Source organism: Olivibacter sp. XZL3 (assembly GCF_004368405.1).
GTDB lineage: Bacteria > Bacteroidota > Bacteroidia > Sphingobacteriales > Sphingobacteriaceae > Olivibacter.
The window spans coordinates 1-22720 of record NZ_SBJH01000003.1; the positions used below are offsets into that span (position 1 = coordinate 1).

13 protein-coding genes are annotated in these 22720 nt (G+C 45.0%); 8 read left to right on the plus strand and 5 right to left on the minus strand.

Going from position 1 to position 22720, the window contains the following annotated elements:
- The first annotated feature begins 66 nt into the window (after window positions 1-66).
- The 5 genes from EPX21_RS00455 (at window position 67) to EPX21_RS00475 (ending at window position 10966) form a co-directional block, all read left to right on the plus strand.
- Window positions 67-1026, plus strand: coding sequence for a response regulator (locus EPX21_RS00455; protein WP_134087713.1), 960 nt, complete (start codon window positions 67-69; stop codon window positions 1024-1026).
- A 123-nt stretch (window positions 1027-1149) separates the two neighbouring features.
- Entirely contained in the window at window positions 1150-3726 is a 2577-nt protein-coding gene (locus EPX21_RS00460) for a hypothetical protein (protein ID WP_206105961.1), read from the plus strand.
- 47 nt (window positions 3727-3773) lie between these two features.
- The gene (locus EPX21_RS00465; protein WP_206105962.1) at window positions 3774-6752 is read left to right on the plus strand and encodes a SusC/RagA family TonB-linked outer membrane protein; all 2979 of its coding nucleotides are present in this window, start codon (window positions 3774-3776) and stop codon (window positions 6750-6752) included.
- 27 nt (window positions 6753-6779) lie between these two features.
- Window positions 6780-8348, plus strand: coding sequence for a RagB/SusD family nutrient uptake outer membrane protein (locus tag EPX21_RS00470; RefSeq protein ID WP_134087714.1), 1569 nt, complete (start codon window positions 6780-6782; stop codon window positions 8346-8348).
- A 182-nt stretch (window positions 8349-8530) separates the two neighbouring features.
- Window positions 8531-10966: a DUF4982 domain-containing protein gene (locus EPX21_RS00475; protein WP_134087715.1), complete on the plus strand. Its 2436-nt coding sequence runs from the start codon at window positions 8531-8533 to the stop codon at window positions 10964-10966.
- A 160-nt stretch (window positions 10967-11126) separates the two neighbouring features.
- Here the strand turns inward: EPX21_RS00475 and EPX21_RS00480 are convergent, their stop codons facing one another.
- Genes EPX21_RS00480 through EPX21_RS00500 form a run of 5 tightly spaced genes read right to left on the minus strand, consistent with a single transcriptional unit; the run spans window position 11127 to window position 19431 of the window.
- Window positions 11127-12245, minus strand: a complete 1119-nt coding sequence (locus EPX21_RS00480) for an ATP-binding protein (protein ID WP_134087716.1) — start codon at window positions 12243-12245, stop codon at window positions 11127-11129.
- A 9-nt stretch (window positions 12246-12254) separates the two neighbouring features.
- Entirely contained in the window at window positions 12255-15698 is a 3444-nt protein-coding gene (locus EPX21_RS00485; protein WP_134087717.1) for a response regulator, read from the minus strand.
- Window positions 15695-16882 carry a glycosyltransferase family 2 protein gene (locus EPX21_RS00490; RefSeq protein ID WP_370450911.1) on the minus strand — a complete coding sequence of 396 codons (1188 nt, stop codon included), beginning with the start codon at window positions 16880-16882 and terminating at the stop codon, window positions 15695-15697. Before EPX21_RS00490 ends, EPX21_RS00485 begins: the two co-directional genes overlap by 4 nt.
- A gap of 15 nt (window positions 16883-16897) precedes the next feature.
- Window positions 16898-17809, minus strand: a complete 912-nt coding sequence (locus EPX21_RS00495; protein ID WP_134087719.1) for a glycosyltransferase family 2 protein — start codon at window positions 17807-17809, stop codon at window positions 16898-16900.
- Between the two features lie 20 nt (window positions 17810-17829).
- Window positions 17830-19431 (minus strand): hypothetical protein, encoded by a 1602-nt coding sequence (locus EPX21_RS00500; protein WP_134087720.1) that lies wholly within the window; start codon window positions 19429-19431, stop codon window positions 17830-17832.
- Between the two features lie 278 nt (window positions 19432-19709).
- On the opposite strand from EPX21_RS00500, the gene EPX21_RS00505 reads away from it, so the two are divergent.
- Genes EPX21_RS00505 through EPX21_RS00515 form a run of 3 tightly spaced genes read left to right on the plus strand, consistent with a single transcriptional unit; the run spans window position 19710 to window position 22719 of the window.
- Window positions 19710-21050: a lipopolysaccharide biosynthesis protein gene (locus EPX21_RS00505; RefSeq protein ID WP_134087721.1), complete on the plus strand. Its 1341-nt coding sequence runs from the start codon at window positions 19710-19712 to the stop codon at window positions 21048-21050.
- A 15-nt stretch (window positions 21051-21065) separates the two neighbouring features.
- Entirely contained in the window at window positions 21066-21926 is an 861-nt protein-coding gene (locus EPX21_RS00510; protein ID WP_134087722.1) for a glycosyltransferase family 2 protein, read from the plus strand.
- Between the two features lie 13 nt (window positions 21927-21939).
- The gene (locus tag EPX21_RS00515; protein ID WP_134087723.1) at window positions 21940-22719 is read left to right on the plus strand and encodes a glycosyltransferase; all 780 of its coding nucleotides are present in this window, start codon (window positions 21940-21942) and stop codon (window positions 22717-22719) included.
- Window position 22720: the final 1 nt, after the last annotated feature.

Consider the following 22720-nt stretch of genomic DNA (forward strand, 5'->3'; position numbering starts at 1 on the left):
CAAAAATTAATAAATTTATAACTCGAAAGTCTCCTTAAGGTTTCATCCTAATGTGTCTAATTTAGTTTGAAGACGTACAAAGTGCGTGAAACAGAGGGCACAGGGGTAGGATTATACCTCGTAAAAACTTACTGCGAGCAATTAGGATGGCGCCCCGAACTGGTCTCTTCCCCTGAAAGCGGAACCCAGGTCACAATCCACTTAATGCTTGGCGGCCCCTCAACAGCAGCAGATTTTCAGGAAACAAAGGATGGGGAAAGAAAAAAAGTCCTGATCGTGGAAGACAATCAAGAACTCTCGTCTTTCTTAAAAGAATCACTCGAACCATTATATGCATGTGCTATCGTTCAGAATGGTCGACAGGCACTGCAGATGATCGATCGGCATTACCTGCCTGACCTCATCGTATCCGATGCGATGATGCCGGTAATGGACGGATTGGAGATGGCTAAAATGCTGCGAAAAAGCAGCTATACGGCTAGCGTTCCAATTATTTTGTTGACGGCAAAAAACGACGAAAGAGTCCAGCGGGAGCGTATCGCTGTCGGCATCGATGCTTTTGTTTCCAAACCATTTGATCTCGAACTGCTCAAATTACAGATCCGGCAACTGCTTGATAGGAAAGACAGGATAATGGCCCAGCTGCGTTTGGATAGCCTCCATCATCCCAAGACTGAAAAGGAGCTAGAATCGCCCGATGAATTATTGTTGGTCAAAATTACACGGATCATTGAAGAGCATATAGACGACTCGGAACTTTCTGTACAGCTCTTAAGTGAACATGCCGCTATAGGCACCAAACAATTGTACAGAAAAATCAAACAACTCACGGGCTTTACACCGGTAGAATATATACGAACCATCCGGATGAAAAAGGCGGCCATTCTTTTGAAGCAGCGAAATTTTACGGTAGCCGAGGTTATGTATATGGTAGGCTTCACCAATGCTTCTTATTTCTCTAAGTGCTTTCAGGCAGAATTTTCCCTGACCCCTAAACATTATATGGAACAGTATGCCACAGATTAGCTGATGGGCTCTTCCTGTCCGATTTGTGTCAACCTTTGTCCGATTTGTGTTTGTAATCATGGAGCATCATAGCTAGGTTTGTGCTACAATTTAGCAACCAACGTTTATAAATCGAATTTTTCCATGCGTATAATTCTATTATGTAGCTGTGCTATGCTGGCTTTTTTTTCATCCTTCGGCCAAGGCAAAAAAAACACACCTCTTATTTATATTGACAAACAGGGCGTCATGCGATGGTCGGACAACAAGCAAGAAGCATCATTTTATGGTGTGAATTATACCTTACCTTTTGCTCATGCATACCGTGCTATTAAAGCTAAAGGTATTGACCACAAAGCGGCTATCGACCGTGATGTGTACCATTTTGCCCGACTTGGGTTTAATGCGTACCGCATTCATCTTTGGGACGTCGAGTTATCCGACGGCGAGGGCAACTTGCTGCTCAATGAACATTTGGATTTGCTTGATTACCTGTTTTTCAAATTACAGGAAAGGGGCATACATATTTTAATTACCGCCATGACGAACTTTGGCAATGGGTATCCTGAACGCAATGAACAGACTGGCGCCTTTTCTTATTTATACGACAAATGCCTGGTACATCAGGATCCGAAGGCCATCGCGGCCCAAAAACGCTACATCTATGCGCTATTACGCCATGTCAACCCCTACACAAAGGTGGCGTATCAGGATGATCCCTACGTCATCGGTTTTGAGATTAATAATGAACCCTGTCATACTGGAGAACTGGCTATAACAAGCCATTATATCAAAGAAATGCTGGCAAGCATGAAAGCGGCCGGTAATAAAAAACCGGTGTTCTATAATGTAAGCCACAACCGGGATCATGTCCCCGCCTATTTTAACGCCCCTATACAGGGAACAACTTATCAATGGTATCCCATAGGATTAGTAGCCGGAAGGCAACGCCTCGGTAATTTCTTACCTTACGTTGATCGGTATCCTATTCCTTTTTCCAATATAGAGGGATTTAACAATAAAGCAAAGGCGGTGTATGAATATGATCCGGCAGATAATCTCTATAGCTATATGCACCCGGCCATGAGTCGTACCTTCAGGTCGGCCGGCTTTCAATGGATAACGCAGTTTGCTTATGACCCCATCGATATCGCCGCCTATAACACCGAATATCAGACGCATTACCTGAACCTAGCCTATACGCCGGCAAAAGCAATCAGCACCATGATTGCCGCGGAAGTAGCTTATAATATTCCCAGAAACCAATCGTACCCGGACTACCCAAGGGATACACTCTTCGGCAATTTTATGGTCAGCTATACACAGGATCTGAGCGTCATGAATACGAAAGACAAGTTCTATTATAGTAATGAGACGAACGTGCAACCGGTAGATCTCCGGCAGCTTGCTCATATAGCCGGACATGGCTCTTCTCCCGTCATTCACTACACTGGTTCCGGCGCCTATTTTCTGGATCGTTTGGAGGAAGGAATATGGCGACTGGAAGTAATGCCGGACGCGGAACCTGTGATCGATCCCTTTGAAAAACCGTCCTTATCGCGGGCGGTTGTCGACATTTTATGGACACCACAGCACATGACAATCCGTCTGCCCGATTTGGGTGAAGACTTTGCCGTACAGGCGCTTTCCGAGCAGACAGATGCCCAGCCTGCTGCTGAACGCAGCCGGCTTACGGTTCGTCCCGGCGTTTATTTACTGAGACGTAAAGAACGGGGGCAGCCGGACAAGTGGGATGCCAATAGTTCGTGGAAATCGGGTAAACTGGGAGCGTTCGTCGCTCCCCTTCCCTCGGTAATCCACAAACCGATTGTACTGCACGAACCGGATCCCTATTGGGAGAAAGGACAGAAAAAGGCTTTACAGATGCGGGTGATCTTTCCGACCAGGGTTGACTCGGTAATCGTACAGACCGACCAGGTTTCGTTTTGGCGGGAGGATAATCCTTCCGTCAAAATGACCGCCCTCGATGCCTATACCTTTCGCGCCGTCATTCCAGAAAAGCTGATAAAGGATGGAATGTGGCGCTACACGGCTACAGTTTATGTCGACGGCAAAAGCTATACCTACCCAGACAGCAGGCAAGGTACGCCGCTGGATTGGGATTATAATGTAACGCATTACTGGTCTACACGCATTGTAGACCCGGAGGATCGGCTGTTATTAGCTTCTCCATGGCAAGATCAGCCTGTTTTTGATCATTTTGCCATCCCGGAAACTTCTTATGCTACCTACGAAAAAGAGCAGTCGTCTTTTACAACAGCCCCTATCTGGACATACAGCTTCCGTGGCAAAGACACGGCGGCAAGGCATTTTTGGATACGGGACATTAAGAAACTGGTGGATAGCCGTCCACAAGGCGTCGGCCAAGCCACTTCGCTATGCGCGTATATCCGTGCGGAAGGCTACGACGACTGGCTGGAGCTGGGCTTTGTGACCAAAGTCGGATATACCTATGTAAAAAAGGTTTCCCTAGCAGGAAAGGACCGTATGGGGACTATCTTACGTATTCCACTATCGGAACTAAGGCAAACTGCTACCGCTTTGTTGCCCGCGCCATACCCCACGTTCTTGCCGAGGTATTTCTCGCCAACAGTAGATTTGCCCTGGCACAGGGATGATATGGAAAAACTGGTATTATCAACCCATAACGGACAGTGGTCTGACGCGAAAATTAGCATAGGAGCCGTTTGGCTCGAATAACCGGAATTAGAATTAAGCTAAAATTATAAACAAATAAATCTAACCAAATGAAGGGTGTTGTAATAAAAATAAGCCTCTTAGGCTTATCCCTACTCGGTGGGTGGGGCGGAATGATGGAGTTGCATGCAACTACCGAATGGGAATTGTCATCCCCAAAGCGACAACAAGAGATACGGGGAGTCGTACGCAATGACCGTGGCGAAGGAATTGCCGGCGTGACGGTACTGGTCGTTGGAACGAATATCGGTACGTCGACTGCAGAAGACGGAAGCTATCAGATTAGGGTGCCCGAGGGAAAATCACAGGTATCGTTTTCTATCGTCGGCTATGAGACCCGAACACTCCAGGCAACCGGACCAGTATTAAATGTCGTCCTGCAAAACTCATCCACACAGTTGGAAGAGCTGGTAATTGTAGGGTACGGCAGTACCACAAAGAAGGACCTGACAGGGGCGGTCACCACTGTCAGCAGCAAGGATTTTAATACCGGACTGGTCGGATCGTCCGAACAGTTGATTAATGGTAAAACAGCTGGCGTACAAGTGATGTCTAACAGTGGGTCGCCAACGGCGGGCAGCACCATCCGCATCCGTGGGGGAGCATCCTTAAGTGCAAGTAACGATCCCTTAATCGTACTGGACGGCGTGCCCTTGGAGACAGGCGGCATCAGTGGTAACAGCGGCAATTTCCTGAGTCTCATCAACCCAAATGACATAGAAAGTATGACCGTACTGAAAGATGCTTCATCAACAGCCATTTACGGTTCACGTGCTTCAAACGGCGTATTGTTAATCACCACCAAAAAGGGATCGGGCGATGAGCTACGTTTTTCATTTTCTTCTATTTTATCCTTGCAAAAGGCGCTGGGTGTGGCGGATATGATGTCGCGCGATGAATTTGCCGACCTCATAAACAGTAGAGGCACAGATGCGCAAAAAGCACTGTTAGGAAGCGTCACAACCAATTGGGTAGATGAAGTGTTTCAGGAGGCGATGGGAACAGACAACAACCTCAGCCTACAGGGCAAAATAGCAAAAACCATCCCATTCAGGGCTTCAACCGGTTACTATAACCAACAGGGCACGTTGCGTACCGACAAAACGGAACGGATAACAGGAGCGTTGGTGGTGAACCCTTCGTTCTTTGATCAGCATCTAAGCGTTAACCTCAACATCAAAGGGGCACGCAATAATAACCATTTCGCCAACACAGACGCGATATGGTCTGCGGTAGCCTTTAACCCTACTCAGCCTGTTTACTCCGGGGCCGACACATACGGAGGCTATTATGAGAGTCTGGATAATGCAGGTTTACCAGCTACGGGGGCTAACCGTAATCCCGTAGGCTTACTGAACCAAGAAAGGCACCGGAGCAAAGTCAACCGGATTGTTGGTAACCTCGACCTCGATTACAAGATGCACTTTCTTCCCGAGTTAAAGGCACATGTAACTCTAGGTTATGACTACGCAAACGGGGATGGTTATAATTATGTTCCTGCCAGCGCAGCAAACAATTTTCTGATAGGTGGCGCTTATGACACCTACGAGCAGACCTTGACAAACCGACTGTTTACTGGGTATTTAAACTATAATAAGACTTTGGAGGAGCTAAAAAGCACTATCGAAGTAACGGTTGGTCACGACTATCAATATTGGCGTGCTGAACGCCCGCCTATTACCTATTACAATGAGGCGGGAGATGTGCGTTCCACTGAAATTGCGTCGGACGAAAGGCACGCATTGATTTCTTGGTATGGGCGACTCAATTATCAATATAATGACCGCTACCTTTTAACAGCAACCGTAAGGAGAGACGGCACGTCGCGCTTCAGCCCGGATAATCGATGGGGCACTTTCCCCTCGGTGGCCTTGGCCTGGCGATTATCGGAAGAGTCTTTTCTAAAACCGCTTTCTTTTTTGGACGACCTAAAACTGCGCGCCAGCTATGGTGTAACCGGACAGCAAGAAGGAATTGGCAATTATGAATACATGTCGGTATATAATCAGGGTACGCCCTATGCGCAGTACCGCTTTGGGGATCAATATCACCTCGTGTATCGTCCGTCAGTATATAACCAAGACCTACGCTGGGAAACCACAAAAGCGTTTAACTATGGACTGGATTTTTCGTTCTTGCAGGGACGCCTTTCCGGTTCAGCGGAATATTACAAGCGAAAGACCCACGACCTGATTGCCAATGTTCCGGTGGCCGCGGGTACCAACTTTGATCAGAATGCAACAATTAACGTAGGGAACGTAGAAAGTAGCGGATGGGAATTCCAACTCAATACGGTTCCGCTACAGCAAGAGAACCTACGATGGGAAGTTAATTTTAATGCCACCAAACAAAACATCAAGGTAACGAATATCGCACTGGTACCAGACGCTTCTTCTATAGGCACCTATGTAGGGCCTGAAGTTAGCGGCCGCGGCATTCAGATATTAACGGCCGGTTACCAGCCTAATATGTTTTATGTCTATAAACAAGTGTACAACGCCGACGGGCGACCGCTGGAAGGCACGTATGCCGACCTTAATGAAGACGGCATCATCAATGAAAGTGATTTATACCGATATCACTCCCCTGCAGCCACTTGGCTATTTGGCTTCAACACTCAACTTAGCTACAAGAAATGGACAATAGCCACAACCCTTCGGGCTAATTTGGGCAACTACGTCTTCAACAACACAAAAATGAACCTGAGCGCTTGGGAGACCGTACAATATGTTGACGCCGCCATTAACAATCTGCACCGTGATTATTTCAATACAGGCTTTCAAAGTCGGCAATATTACTCAGACTACTACGTGGAGAAAGCTTCATTCCTGCGCATGGAAAATCTATCACTTGGATACAATTTCGGGAAGGTAGGCAAGATCAGCAATCTGCGGATTGGGGGCGTGATTCAGAATGTATTTGTTATTACAGGCTATAGTGGAGCGGATCCGGAGGTGCCGAATGGATTTGACGACTCGTTCTACCCCCGGTCGCGTACCTTTTCCCTCAGCTTAAATCTGGATTTTTAATAGGTGGTTCATCTATAAGTTATTGTTATGAAAAAGTTAAAGATATTTTACTTGAGTTTATTTGCCGCCTTGCTGTCGGTCGTTTCCTGTACCAAAGATCTGGATCAATATCCAACGGTAGAAACAACAGCTGAACAGGTATATACTAGTATTGACGGCTATCGTTCAGTACTGGCGAAGCTATATGCTTCGTTTGCCGTTGCCGGTAATGGCCGCGGCGATGAAGATCCGGATATGGCGGGAGCTACCGCTTCCTGGGGGTACCTCAGGGTGTATTTCAATATGCAGGAGGTGCCCACCGATGAGGTAATTTATACTTGGGCCGGCGGTGAAAACATGGTCGGACTGCAATTTATGAATTGGGGTGCGTCAGACACTTGGGTCAATGCCATGTATTATCGCATTTATTATTCGATCGCACTTTGTAATGAGTTTTTACGCAACGCCACGGAAGAGCGGCTTGCGGCTTTTACAGCGAGTGAACAAACAGAAATACAAACCTTTGCTGCCGAAGCCCGTTTTTTGCGTGCACTGGCCTACAGCCATGCCATGGATTTATTTGGTAATGTCCCTTTTGTGACAGAGAACGATGCCGTGGAGGCCTTTTTTCCACCTCGTATCGTGCGCAGTGATTTGTTCGACTACATCGAACAGGAGCTTATCGCCATTGAAGAATTATTACCAGCGGCCCGTCAAAATGTATACGGACGCGTGAGCCGCGCGGCGGCATGGGCACTGTTGGCTAAAAATTACCTCAATGCACAGGTATATACCGGTACAGAACGGTATACAGATTGTATCAACTATAGCAAAAAAGTAATCGATGCCGGTTATAGTTTGCACAATGATTATAAGCAGCTGTTCAATGCCGATAATGATCAACGTAGCAACGAAATTATTTTCCCGATAGAGGCCCAGGTAGAACAAACCACTACCTGGGGGGCAACAACCTATTTGGTGAACGGGCCGATCGTTGGTAGTATGCAAGCAGGTAATTACGGCGTGCTGTCGGGCTGGAATAGTATACGGACATTACGGGAATTTGTAGCTACATTCGACCCAAGTGATAGCAGGGGCGACTTTTGGACCGATGGGCAGTCGCTCGACGTAAACGACCCTTCGGTTTCCAGCCAGGGATACGGTTTGGTAAAATTCACCAACTTATACGACGACGGTACGTTTAATACGGACGAAGGCTTAGTGAATACCGATTTCCCAATGATTCGGCTAGCAGACATCTATTTGATGTATGCCGAAGCTGTTGTTCGGGGAGGTACCGGTGGATCCCTGCAAGATGCGCTGACCTTGGTCAACCAGATTAGAAACCGTGTCTTTGATGGCAATTCCGGAGAGATCAGTACCGATCAGCTTACCCTCGATTTTATCCTTCAGGAAAGAGGGCGGGAACTGTTTTGGGAATGTACCCGACGTACAGATTTGATTCGTTTTGGCCGGTTTACCGGCAGTAATTACTTATGGCAATGGAAAGGGGGAACGTTGGACGGGCAATCGGTGGATACGCGGTTTAACCTGTATCCTATACCCACAACCGATATGGCATCGAATCCAAATCTGATACAAAATGAGGGCTATTGAAGTTCGAAGAGACGATGACCGAATTTAGCGGATTGCTAAAACGGCAAAATGTTGTATTTAGCTGCTATTTTAATATGAACTTCATTATTTTTATTCACCTTCTATATAGTAAACACAAGAGGCAGGTGGTTGCTCTCGGGAATAAAATTTCCTGAGCGCCATTTACCAAAACAAACAAGACCATGATAAAAATTCATTATTTGGCCGGTTTGCTGATCATCAGTCAACTTTTATGCAACACGTCCTTAGCCCAAGTACGCATTATAACCGAATTAAAAGATGGGTGGAAATTCAACAAGGGCAGCCACAAACAGGCTATTCAGCCCAACTTTAACGATCAGGATTGGCAAACAGTCAGTATTCCGCACGACTGGGCCATTTATGGGCCTTTTGACAAAGAAGTGGACAAACAGGTCGTGGCTATTGAGCAAAATGGAGAAAAAATTCCTTCGGAAAAAACAGGCAGAACAGGATCCTTACCACATGTAGGGGAAGGATGGTACCGAAAAACATTCCGTCTGCCCCACTTTAAAAAGGGGCAACAAGCCCTCATTCTTTTTGAAGGTGCCATGAGCGAGCCAAAGGTCTATCTCAATGGCCAACAGGTTGGAGAATGGAACTATGGCTACAACTATTTTTATTTAGACATCAGTGAGCAGCTTTTGACCGATCAGCAGAACGTTTTGGCTGTCCAACTCAACAACCGTGAACTTTCTTCCCGCTGGTACCCGGGAGCTGGTCTTTACCGAAACGTAAGCATCATCGTAAAGAACAAAGAAAGTATCGATCAATGGGGCACTTTTATCACCACACCGGTTGTTTCGGAGGAGTTTGCGAAAGTCAACATCAAAACCAACATAGCAGGCAAAGGGCTTGTTTTAATTACACAGCTTATGGATGCGGAGGGCAAGCTTGTGGCGATAGACACGGCAAAGCAGCCTTTCGGACAGCAATTCGAGCAAAACATCAAGGTTCCACGCCCCCGTCTATGGAGTCCGGAGACACCTTATCTCTATCACGCCGTTTCCCGATTATACGCTGGGAAGGAACTAAAGGACGAGGTAAGCACCCGCTTCGGCATACGCTCCATTAGTTACCAGCCCGATACCGGATTTAGCCTGAACGGAAAAAACCGCAAGTTCAAAGGGGTTTGTCTGCACCATGATCTGGGCCCCTTGGGCGCGGCCATCAATAAAGCGGCATTGCGCAGGCAGCTGCGGATATTAAAGGACATGGGCTGTGATGCCATTCGGAGTTCGCACAATATGCCTTCACTGGAACAGCTCGAATTATGTGACGAGATGGGTTTTATGTTCTTGGCAGAGAGTTTTGATGAATGGGCAAAACCAAAGGTAAAAAACGGCTACAACCACTTTTTTAACAGCGATGCAGAAAAAGACATAGTGAACCTAGTCCATGCTACCCGCAACCACCCCTGCATCGTGATGTGGAGCGCTGGAAATGAAGTGCCGGATCAACACGGTACAGAAGGCGTGAAAAGAGCGAAATGGCTACAGGAACTCTTCCATCGGGAAGATCCGACCCGTCCGGTAACAGTGGGGATGGATCAGGTAAAAGCAACCTTACGATCCGGTTTTGGCGCCATCTTGGATATCCCCGGTCTGAACTACCGCTTACCCTTATATGAAGAAGCATACCGTACCTTTCCACAAGGCTTCATTCTAGGTTCAGAAACTGCTTCGACCGTCAGTTCCAGAGGCGTGTATAAATTTCCGGTGGTACCAGCAAAGGACAAAATTTATGCGGATGGACAATCTTCTTCTTACGATGTGGAATGCTGCAACTGGTCGAACCTGCCGGATGATGATTTTGTATTGCAAGACGACAAGCCTTGGGTTATTGGTGAATTTGTGTGGACAGGCTTCGATTATTTGGGAGAACCTACACCTTATGACAGCCATTGGCCTTCACGAAGTTCTTATTTTGGGATCAATGACCTGGCCGGATTACCGAAAGATCGCTACTACCTATACCGTAGTCGCTGGAATAAAGAAAAATCCACCTTGCACATCCTCCCCCATTGGAATTGGCCAGGCAGAGAAGATCAGCCAACCCCTGTATTTGTTTATACCAGCTATGATAGTGCAGAGCTTTTCTTAAATGGTAAAAGTCTGGGTGTACAACGAAAAAACCACAGCAGTCCACAAAACCGCTACCGCCTGATGTGGATGGATGTAAAGTATGAACCCGGTACATTAAAAGTAGTGGCTTTTGATCAGCACGGCAAGCCGGTAGCGGAGCAACAGGTAGTTACCGCTGGGGAGCCCCACAAAATTGTCCTGCAGCCCGACCGGACGACTATTCAGGCTGATGGGGAGGACATTTCGTTTGTAACCGTATCTGTGGTGGATAAAGACGGCAACCCGTGCCCGACAGCCGCCAATCAGTTATCGTTTAAGGTAAGCGGTAAAGGCACTTACCGAGCTGCTTGTAATGGCGATGCAACTTCTTTAGAATTGTTTCATTTGCCCACCATGAAGCTCTTCAATGGTAAATTAGTGGTGTTGGTACAGTCGACCCATGAATCAGGGACGATGGAACTGTCAGTAAAGGGCAAAGGATTGAAAGCGGCGAAACTAATGCTTACAACTAATTGAGCGACGATATAAATCGACTACTGAAATCTCGCGCTGTCTGATGAATAAAAGGCGGATCGATCACTTACAGCAGCAACATGCAGGGAGGAGCTACATTTTTGGTGGAACTTCCTGCATCGTAAAACCATCAGCCTCTTGCCCAATATGGGAACTTTTCAACTTAGCTCGCTTTCCCCGATCTCCATTTGAAAAAAAAGGTAGTTCCTTGCCCGAGCTCCGAGTCGATTTGGACGGTACCACCTTGTTTCTCCACAAACATTTTTACTAAATTTAAACCAACTCCGGTGTTATTTTTTACAGCATCGTCCCCTTTATCAAGTGTCTGGAATAGCCCGAAAACTTTGGCATAGTCTTTTTGTGCAATTCCAGCGCCATTATCTTTCACATAGAACGTATAGAAATCAGCGCTTTGATCCGACATACCGACCTCCACCTTTATGACTTCCTTATCACAATGTTTAATAGCATTTGAGATTAAATTCTGAAAGACCTGGTAGAGCTGCACGGCGTTGGTATACAAGGAAGGCAAAGGCTCAACAATTGAGAACTGTACGTTTTTTGGCAGGAATAACGCTTCTTTCAAATCTAACAATAATTGCTTCACCGATACCAGTTCATTCTTTTCGGAGTAGTTAGCACTTTTTGAATAATTGAGAATAGAGGAAATCATCTGATTTAATCTATTTGCAGAAGCTTCACCTAAACTACGGTATGAGCGAAGCGCCTCCTGATCATTATCTTCTAGCGCATATTTCATCATTCCGAAAATGGAAATAATACCTGCAAGCGGTGATTTAAGGTCATGCGCTACCACGTACATAAAACGCTCGAGCTGGCCATTGATTTCCTTTTTTTCTTCTATGGCCAACTGTAAGCTCTTCTGATAAAAATACATGCGTTCAAAAACATTCACCTTTGCTTGTGTCAGTTTAACATCCAGCGGTTTTGACAGATAATCAACGGCTCCATCTTCATAGCCTCTCATCACATAGTGTTCTTCCTTATTAATGGCCGTCACAAATATAATAGAGATATGTCTGGTACTCGGGTCCGACTGTAAAAAGGAGGCCACCTCAAAACCGTCCATCCCGGGCATTTGCACGTCCAAAATGATCAAACCGATGTCATCCCGCTTTAGTGCATACTTCAGCGCTTCGTTGCCACTTGTAGCTTGGATAAAAGTGCGATTAGGGGCCTCCAATATGGCCTCCAGTGCAAGCAAATTTTCCGGTTTATCATCTACCAGGAGGATACAGATATTTTCCTTGTTGTTCTGCATGGTTTTAAACTATTTGGCCAGCCATATTTTTAATAAATTCAGCAGTTTAGCGATGTCTAACGGTTTGGTCACATATTCGGACGCGCCTGCTTCCATACACTTTTCGCGGTCGCCCTGCATAGCTTTTGCCGTTAACGCAATGATAGGCAAATCGCGATATTTCTCTTCGGCCCGAATCCGTGCCATTGCCTCTAGCCCATCCATTACCGGCATCATGACATCCATCAAAACAAGATCAATATCAGGATTTTTATGCAATACTTCTATCGCCTCTTTTCCATCGTTTGCTACAACGATCTTAGCACCCTGCTCTTTCAAAAGAGCCGAAAGGGCAAAGATATTTCGCATGTCATCATCCGCTATCAATATCGACTTGTCTTTGAGATCCGCAAGTAGCATATCTTTAGGCCTAATGTTGCCGAATTCAATCCTTTCCTTTTCAGTTATACCCGTCCTCGTGTTTTTCTTCTGCAGAAAGTGATCAAGTTCATCTATTAAACGCTCATCGGCCTTCGGCGACATACGGATAAGCGATCCGGCATACCTTTTAAGCAACAGCTCTTCTTTCTCATCAATTTCATGATCAACGAAAACAATCATGTTGCCGCTATGTGGCTTCAGCACCTTGCTAAAAGCAGCCAAACGGGATTCCGTTTGCTGCGTAGGCTTGCTGAAGTAATAGAGCACGATGTCGTATGGGTCGAATTCGCCATTAGGCACCTGGCGATCATTCATCAGCGTCAGTTCAATCCCTTTATAAGTCTTCAACAAATCTTCGATCCCCCTAGCGTTCTGATTCTCGCCGGCAACAATCAGTACCCTTTTCTGCTGCCCTTTCTCCGCCTGATTATCAAGCAAACTGAAAACCGTTTCCATTTCCTCTACAACCAAGGGCTTCAGCGTATAACCGACAATATCCTTTTTGCTTATGCCGGGGTCGTCCTGTGAGCTGATAATGTGTACGGGTATGCGCCGAAGCTCTTCCGAACCTTTCAGATACCTGAGAATTTCCTGCCCGCTATAAACAGGCAAATTCATATCAAGTATCATTGCGTCGGGCTTATACTTTTCAGCACAAAAAATGCCTTCATCGCCACTCAGTGCCACGATTGCGCGGTAGCCTTTCGACCGGGCAAAATCTCTCAATATCGTAGAGAAATTGACATCATCTTCCACAATCAATATCCGTTTGTCATCCGCTTCCAAAGCGCTACGATCGTCTGGAATACGCGTTTGTTCTTTTACCGCCTTAGAAGTGCTGATCGGTCCGATCTCTTGAAAAGTGGAATTGTCGTTGTCGGGCCTTGCTTGCGTATTCTGATCAGAAGAAAGATCTAACGGAATATAAACGGAAAAATCACTCCCCGCATCCAGTTCACTTTCTAATTTAACAAAACCATTTAACCGTCGGGCCAGTTCACTGCTGATAGATAAGCCTAATCCGGTACCTGCATACTTTCTATTGATTGCTCCATCAATCTGTTGAAACGCATCAAAAATAAGCTCCTGCTTATCTTTAGCAACACCTATTCCGGTGTCAACCACATGAAATGCCATAAATTCTCTCCCAGCTACCGCTTCCCTTCTTATAGCTAATGTAACTTTCCCCTCTGCAGGGGTGAATTTGAATGCATTCGAAAGTAAGTTCTTCAAGATTTGCTCCAGACGTTTTTGATCAGATTGAATGTGCTCGGGTAAATCTTGCGCTCGCCGGACTGTAAAGTCAATCGAACGATCTTTAGCGACCTCCTCAAAAGTCTCCTCCATATTGCGTACGATTTGGTCTATTGCAACCGTCTCAAAGAACACATCGGTTTTTCCGGCTTCGATTTTCGATAGATCTAAAATATCGTTGATAAGATTTAAGAGATCGGATCCGGACTTGTAAATGATCTCGCTATACTGCTGTTGTTTTTCGGTTAAATTATGTGACGTATTGTTTGCCAGCATTTTCGCTAACACCAAAATACTGTTCAACGGCGTCCGCAATTCGTGGGACATATTGGCCAAGAACTCCGATTTATAGGTGCTACTTTTTTCAAGCTCATTCTTTTGCGATTCAATAGCCTTTCTTGCTTCGTCCATCATTTCATTTTGAATGGCTAGCTCTGCGTTAATCTCCCTCAGTTCTTCCTGTTGCACCCGCAGTTCCTCTTCCGAGGCTTGGAGTTCTTCTGTCTGCGTTTTGATCTGTTTATTGGAGGACGCAAGATCTTCCTTTTGAGCAACGAGTTCTTCATTTTGCTGATTGATACACTGTAGCAACAACTCCATCTTTTGATGGGCTAAACAGTTATTAAGTGCTCGCGCTATATTGGCAGCGATAATTTGCAAAAATTCTGCCTTATTGTTGATTGTATCACTTACACAGGCCAGCTCAATCAGTCCTTTCAATCCGGCGGCATCATAAAGAGGTATATAAGCCACGGTGTCTATATCGATACTGCCCAAGCCTGATTCAATTTTCCAATACCCGGGATCAATGCCGCTGATCACCTGCACCTTTCCGCTCAGCGCAGCTCTACCTGCTAAATTTTCGCCCAGCTTCGTACTTGTTTTTTTCGCATTTGGAACAGCTACCGCGGCCACAATTTCCAACAGTTGCTGGTCTTCACGGAACACATAAAATACGCCGGCAGGTACCATTAAATAATCGGTTACGACGTTCAGTGCATTCTGGGCTAATGGCTCCAGATCATGGGGATATTTTTGTAGTTCATCATTGATTTTCACCACCCCTTCCAGCTGCCAGTTCTTTTCATTGGTCTGCTCGTTTAGTTGCTCCATCCGCTGAATCGTTTCTGTGAGCTTTTCCTGGGCTTTCAGTCTAGCAATTAATTCTGCCCGAATGACGTAGCACAAAATCAGTACGATGCTTAAAACGATGAAAAGGTTGATAACAATCACAAGCAATGTCAAACGAACTAAATAATCGTTATGCGTTTTACGCTGTGCGAGCAATTTCGTTTCATTGCGCTGAAATTGATCAATGGTTTTGTTAATAACGGAAAAAAAACCGTCTTCCTTTAAAATCAACGCGGAATCTTTTTGCCTTAGGTCTGTTGTGTCTGACATTGAATCACTGAACTCCAGATAATTATAGACATTAGCCTTGATCTGATTTGCCAGGCCGTGCTGCACATGATTTTCAGTGGTCAGTTCCGTCAGTGAATCCAGTGTATATGTCAACCTACCACGCAGTTCATACACAAGATCGGCAAAAGACTTATCACCCGTGTTACGATAAGCCATCCTGTTGGTCTGCATTCTTAGCAGCAGGTTACGAACATATTGCGAGGTGCTAATAACCTGATAGGAACGCGTTACCCATTCGGCTTCCCTATGCTGATTTTGGATACGGGTATAGGAGACCACTCCGGTAACGATCACCAAACCGATGCAAAATGCTAGTCCGATATACAGACGAATTTGGAGAGGTATGCTGTTTTTCATTTAAGATGAGGTAATTTAACTTCGTTTTTTCTTTTTGATTTTTCCCAAACCGCACTTTGTCGGCCCGAAAAGTACCGGAATATTCCTGCTATCACGGCATAATTCATTAAGCAAAAGTAATAGGGAATAAAAAATGCTTTTATCTTCAAGGATATGCGTTCCATCAGCATACCGATCAGCGCCAAAGCATAAAAGGCAAACTGGCCACATAACATTACGACATATATGGAACCCTGCTCCCGAATCACCAACAAAACGTTCAACAACAGCACCAGCACGAGCAAAAAAGGCACGATAGTCCATCGTAGTACACGGTGGCTCACGTACTGAAAACAGAAAACCGGATATTTAAACGGATTAGCGGCTATCGGCAGACGTAAAATAGACTGCATCCCTCCCGCCGCAATGCGAATCTTCCTTTTCAGCTCTTCGCTTGTGTTTTCCGAAGCGGTCTCGCTGGCGTAAGCTTTTGGCTCATATCCGATGATGTAGCCCTTTTCTGCAATCCGCATGGCGATCATGTGATCGTCTATAATCGTATCTTCCTCCACGTAAGGGAACAACGCTGTCCGGATACTAAATAGTTCGCCGGCCGCGCCCACATTTGAGTAGAGTGCATAGTCCAAGCGTTTAAGCCATGATTCATATTTCCAATAAAACCCTTCGCCTGCTGCACTTGCGTCTGCCGCATCCGGCAATGAAATCCGCTTCTCTCCGGCAACCGCCCCTACGCTTGGTGTACGGTAATGCCTTACCAATTTTTTTATAGCTGCCTTGTTAAGAAATGTATTCGCATCGGTAAAAACTGTTATATCACTTTTTACGGAAGCCATAGCCCGTTTAATAGCCGCTATTTTGCCCCGTCGGGCTGCCTCATGCAGATGAGTAATCCCTTCGAACTGCTGAACCATTTTTGGGGTACGATCGGTTGATCCATCCGTAATGAAAATGATTTCTAATTTTTCGGACGGATAGTCGATCTCCAACGAATTCTTGATTTTTTCCTCGATTACGCCCTCTTCATTATAAGCAGCGACAATTAAAGTAACTGAGGGCAGAAATTCGCGCGTATTGTTCCAAGCAGGTGATTTGAACCAAATCCTTTTTAAGCCAACGAGCATATAGAGCAATAAGCCATAGCCTACGAAGGTATACGCGATTATTGCCAAACAAAACCAAAACATGAAAACCATACGTCCTTATAATTGAAATCCCAGCGTTTTACTCTGCTTACGATGGGTAAGATTCCACCATATCCCTTTGTAATGCCATTTAATCAGATCGCCCCGACCTTTTTTTATAAAAGACAGTGTTTGCTTAAAAGAAGACACACCTATAAAAAAAAGAGAAAAGCAGATTACTACCGGCAAAGCGCAGTTTTTTCGGATAAAAAGCATCCTGTTTCGGGCCATAAAATAAGTTTTCAACGCACTTTCTTTACCGACCGAGATGGATTCTTTATGATAAATGATCGCTTCTCCATGAAACCAGCAGCGCAATCCACTTTTTCGGAACTTTTCACACCAGTCCAACTCTTCGTAGTACAGAAAATAAGATTCGTCCATCCATCCCACGCGGTCCAGATCTTTCTTACGTACCATCATTGCTGCTCCGTGGCAGTAAGCCGTTTCACTACTAATACCTGCATACTGCCCCCTATTCAGTTCGTGATAGCCTATTTGCTTATTCCGGCCCGAGAGATAATTCATCTTCGTATAACCCGCATATTGTATCAGCTGTTTGTTGTCATAATACAACAACAAGGGGGATACCATACCCACGTTTTGATCTGCCTCCAGTACCTGAAGTAAAGCTTCTATCATGCCCGGCGTAATTTCTGTATCATTATTTAGAAACAGCAGATAATCGCCCTGAGCTATACTGATTCCACGATTGTTCCCGCCTGCAAAACCTACGTTTTTCTCCACCCGTCTGTAGATGACCTTGGGCAGAATATTCCCGAAGTAACCTCCCAGATCCTGTTCACTTTCATTGTCAATAATAATCACTTCGAGATCTAAGTTCGAAGCGTGCGCTGCAATAGATTGCAAAAATGCAGCCGTAACAGCGGGCTGTTTGTAGTTTACTGAAATAATCGAAACAAGCGCCATAAAAGCTATTTTTTCATACGCTACTTTATAGGCTGTACGAAGATAGGTGTCTCGCTTACTGCGAGTACCATTTTTCCGTCTACCAGTTCTTGCGTTTTCCTTCGCATATTTGTGCCGGAACGTTCAAGTTCATACACGGCTACTTCTTTAACATTTGGTAATGCCAATGTGTAGCTTTCTCTTCTGTTCTGCTCATCCGGCACGAAGGCGACATAAATCTGTTTTCCTTGATAAGTGTATTCGTCAATTACGGGATCTTTACTAAGGTTGGCTGTAAACCTATAGTTACCCATTAAGCGATTTACCTGTACAAAGTAGTTGGCAGCGGGACGTCTACTGTTTCTATTTACCAGACCACATTTTCCATAGGGCGTGCCCGAGTTTTGCCCTTCGCCATCAAAATCAAACAACTGATAAAAGAACAGCCTTTGCACGGCATGCTTCGCATAAAGAAGCGCCGTTCGCAGCAGCCAATCTGCCTGTGTGTCCATCACATCTTTATCACCGATGGGAATTGCTCGTTGCGTACTGGTTTTCCGGAGGTCGTAGCCTGTTTCGGTCACCCACACGGACAAGGCCGGTTTAAGCGTTTTACCATAGGCCACCCATTCATCTGCCACATCCGCCATATTACTCCGCTCGGGAGCGATACCGCGTCTTTTACTTTTATACACTTTGTAATACCAAGCAAGGTTATCGTTCGAATAAACATGATAATTCAGCACATCGAAACAAAGATCTACAGAACCATCCGCTCTGTATCCCCTATTTTCTGCGCACCAGGCCACCATATCCTTCACGAAACTGAGATCACCCTGTGCCAATCCGCCCATGACGACCACCATGTTTGGGTCTGCACTCTTGACGCCTACATCTTTGCCCAATTTACCTTTATGTCCGTCATAGAAGGCAGACATGTTGGCTGCATACTGGCGACCATTTTGTTGTGCTTTTTTTCCCTTCCACCATTTATCGGGCTCGTTATTACATTCGACATATTTTACCAGGTTTAACCCGGTTTTCACCTTGTTCACTGAATCGTCTTTCCAGCGGGGTTTATCATTCACGCGTACCAGCGCCCGATTTATATGTTTGTTCGATCCATATCTGGCGGCGAACTGGAAAGCCACGCGGCCCATGGCCTCATAAGACGAAGCGTCTTCGAGATTACTATGATAGGGGGCCGGAATATTTTCCGGATCACGTTCCCCTTCGGGATAAGTGTTATACAACCAATCTGGCACGTTCTTGATACACACTAACATGGTAAGACCATCCTGTTTGCATCGTTCGTATACCAGGTCCAAATTCCAACCACCACGAAAAGTGGGGTTAAACGTAAAGCTTCCTTCAGCATGCTCCAGCTTATCCCAGTCGAGGTAATGTCTTACCGAGCTAAACGATTTAATCAGCTCCATTTGCCCTTCCTGTATGCTCTCTATCTCATTGGGCACATTTGGATCTTGCAAAAAATCCCACTCAAATGCATTAATACCTAACATATTTTTCACTGGCGCAGGCTCTCCCGCAGGAGTCCATTTGCTGCTGTCTGGTATACATCCGGTAAAAAGAAAAAGGGAAATGATTGCAATAACCCGATAAGCGGTCGTATTTTTTATCATAATTCGAGTTTACTCCATGGCAACCAATCATACACTAAATTGTTATACAAAGATAGATATACGGTTCTCAAAAATAGAATTTTTACACACAAAAAGAACGTTTTTACATATCATTATATTACATTTATGACCACAACAACAAGTACCAGTACGTATCATAAGATGATGACGACACCGCTATATTTACCGTAAAAACCGGGTTACGTATACGTGTAAGGAAAAGCCAACATCTGTATTAGATTAAACAAAAGTAAACAAGTATAGCGCTCGGTGTATAAATGAAGACGGGAAAATTAGTTAAGAACATCCATTTATTGTCTCTCATGGGCACGGGAAGTATGTCCGTACTGACGTTCCTGTTTTCTGCCATCCTCTACCGCTTCCTGACAATAGAGGAAGTAGGCATTTGGTTTTTTTTTCAAACTTCGCTCTCCTTTCTAGACATGTTTCGCCAAGGCTTTTTGAGCACCGCCTTTGTTAAATTTTATGCCGGCGCTGCTTTTAAACGGCAAAGGGAGCTTATAGGCTCTACCTGGATCATTCTCGGAAGTATCACGCTTGTTGCGGTAATCGTCAATCTGATATTATTTCTTTTCATGGACCACATTTCCGACGAGAGCTTACGTAATTTTATAAACTACTTCTCCTTCAATTTTATTGCTTCGCTGCCAATGATCATCGCAATGTGTCTGGCGCAGGCGCAGTTGCGGTTCGATCGACTATTGTCCATCCGTCTAACACAAATGAGTGTGCTTATTATAAGCTTCGTGGTACTGATATTTTTTAAGCAAAACAACCTGCAACAGCTCATGTATATCAATATTTTCGCAAGCCTTTGCACGAGTGTCCGTTGCATTTTTAAGGGATGGACGGGCATGCAATATATTCGATTTACGAAGAAGCAGGCTATTTATGAGTTATTTAATTTCGGAAGATACACCGTTGGTACGATCATTAGTGCGAATCTGTTCAACGTAACCAACGCAACCCTGATTAATTTCATATTGGGACCTTCCTCCTTAGCGATCTATAATTTAGGAACCCGTTTAATGGAGATTGTTGAAATTCCGCTTCGTAGTTTTGTTGCTACGGCCATGCCTACTCTTTCCAAATACTACAACTTGGGCTTAAAGCACGAAGTCATTTTAACTACGCAAAAATACATTGGGACCATTACACTCTCCCTGATTCCAGCTTTGGCATTTGCGCTTTTTTTTGCAGACCTAGCCATGGGCATCATCGGTGGCAGCCAATATTACCACAGTCCCGCAGGCCATACAGCCGGTAACATCTTCCGCTTATTTGTGCTCTTTGCTTTATTTTATCCTGCGGATCGGTTTTTAGCGGTTATGCTAGATGCTATTCATAAACCCGAAATTAACTTCAGAAAAATATTGATCATGCTTTGCGTCAATTTATCTGTTGGAGGTATCGGGCTTTACTTGTTACAGAATATTTACGTTATCGTCTTTGCCAATACGCTTCCCGTATTAATTGCCGTTGCCCTATCTTTGAAAGCGGTCAATAAGCACTACGGCCTTTTTAAATTACCGGCAGCATACCGAATAGGCGCAAGGGAAATTTTACAAGCGCTAAAACAACCATGGAAAAACGAATAGAAAAAGAAATGATTTATGCCTGCTTTACGAACACCAAAATGGATTAAGCAATACGATTTTTCCTTCAATAAGTTTGAAGAGATTCCGCCTTCCTTATTTGCTTCTATTAATAAAAAGTTAGATCGACTGCAGGCATCTCCACCTTTGGTAAGCATTGTCATTACTGCCTGGAATGAAGAAACCAACCTCGTGAAGACCATTGCAAGTATGGCGGACTTTGCAACCGAGGTTCCACTGGAAATCATCGTGGTGGACAACAATTCCACTGATCGCACTGCTGATACCTTAGCCGCTCTACATGTAAAACACTATTTCCAGCCGATTCAAGGTTGGGGCCCGGGCCGACAAATGGGGCTGGACCACGCACAAGGAAAATACCTATTATCTGCCGATGCGGATGTGCTCTATCCAAAAAAATGGGTAGATGATATGTTGCACCTGCTGGAGGAACCCAATGTTGTTGCCGTATATGGCAGATATTCCTTTATTCCAGAAAAGGGATATCCACGTTGGAAACTCTATCTATATGAGCGCTTAAAGGATACGATCGCCTCGTTCAGGCATCTAAAGCGCCCCCACCTCAATGCCTATGGCATGAGTTTTGGCTATGTTACTGCACATGCCAAAAAAATTGGCTATGTGATGGAAAAAATACGAGGAGAAGACGGTCGGCTGTGCTTCGACTTAATGCAATATGGAGAAGTCAAGCAGCTCAAAAAGGAGCGCTCCAGGGTATGGACCAAACCACGTACGTTAAAACAGGACGGCAGCCTTTGGCAAGCCACGCGATTACGGATCAAGAAGGAAGCCAATCGTTTCATCACCTTAATGCGAAAACAAGAGCTGCATGACACCAAAACGTCAAAGAACGACTAATTTATTTTAGGTTATGAACCAGTTTCCTTCCGTCTCTTTATTAATTACACATTATAACCGCAGCAGGTCTCTACACAATCTCCTGCATGCATTCGCTAGCCTGAACTGCGTTTTCGGGGAAGTCATCGTGTCGGACGATGGCAGTAGTCCTGCGCATCTTGACTACATCCATCATATTCAGGACCAATTTCGTTTTCGTTGCATCACTACTGAACGAAACCGAGGCCTCGGCAACAACCTAAATAAAGGGCAAGATGCCGTAAGCAAAGCCTTCACCCTTTACGTACAAGAAGACTTTATACCCAAGCCTCTTTTTGTGGAAAGACTCGTTACCGCTTTACAATACATGCAAAATGATCAGCGGCTCGACATTGTTCGCTTTTATTCTTATATTCCCTTCCCTTACCTCCGTCCGTATGATGCCCATTTTTCGGAGCTGATCTTCAAGAATTTCGGAATAAAGTACAACAAGCTGCATCTATACAGCGACCATCCCCATCTTCGCCGTAGCACTTTCTTCGAAAAATTCGGTCGCTATACAGAAGGCGTTAAGGGCGATACTACCGAATATAACATGTGTCTAAGCGTTATCCAAAACAAAGGGGTGGTGTTACTTCATAACGACTACAAGCGGCTATTTATACAGGTAAACACGAGCGATGAACCCAGCACCATGATCCGGAACAAATTGCGGTATAGCAATTTCTTTCTTATAAAATGGGCCCGAGATATTTTCAGACAGTTGAAATTCAATTATGACATCCATTGGAAGCCGATGTATAAAAAAAAATAAC

Excerpts from the sequence above, each read along its gene's own strand:
- EPX21_RS00460 (WP_206105961.1), top strand. The coding sequence starts at position 1,150 with ATGCGTATAATTCTATTATGTAGCTGTGCTATGCTGGCTTTTTTTTCA.
- EPX21_RS00465 (WP_206105962.1), top strand. The coding sequence starts at position 3,774 with ATGAAGGGTGTTGTAATAAAAATAAGCCTCTTAGGCTTATCCCTACTC.
- EPX21_RS00470 (WP_134087714.1), top strand. The coding sequence starts at position 6,780 with ATGAAAAAGTTAAAGATATTTTACTTGAGTTTATTTGCCGCCTTGCTG.
- EPX21_RS00475 (WP_134087715.1), top strand. The coding sequence starts at position 8,531 with ATGATAAAAATTCATTATTTGGCCGGTTTGCTGATCATCAGTCAACTT.
- EPX21_RS00480 (WP_134087716.1), bottom strand. The coding sequence starts at position 12,245 with ATGCAGAACAACAAGGAAAATATCTGTATCCTCCTGGTAGATGATAAA.
- EPX21_RS00485 (WP_134087717.1), bottom strand. The coding sequence starts at position 15,698 with ATGAAAAACAGCATACCTCTCCAAATTCGTCTGTATATCGGACTAGCA.
- EPX21_RS00490 (WP_370450911.1), bottom strand. The coding sequence starts at position 16,882 with ATGTTTTGGTTTTGTTTGGCAATAATCGCGTATACCTTCGTAGGCTAT.
- EPX21_RS00495 (WP_134087719.1), bottom strand. The coding sequence starts at position 17,809 with ATGGCGCTTGTTTCGATTATTTCAGTAAACTACAAACAGCCCGCTGTT.
- EPX21_RS00500 (WP_134087720.1), bottom strand. The coding sequence starts at position 19,431 with ATGATAAAAAATACGACCGCTTATCGGGTTATTGCAATCATTTCCCTT.
- EPX21_RS00505 (WP_134087721.1), top strand. The coding sequence starts at position 19,710 with ATGAAGACGGGAAAATTAGTTAAGAACATCCATTTATTGTCTCTCATG.
- EPX21_RS00510 (WP_134087722.1), top strand. The coding sequence starts at position 21,066 with ATGCCTGCTTTACGAACACCAAAATGGATTAAGCAATACGATTTTTCC.
- EPX21_RS00515 (WP_134087723.1), top strand. The coding sequence starts at position 21,940 with ATGAACCAGTTTCCTTCCGTCTCTTTATTAATTACACATTATAACCGC.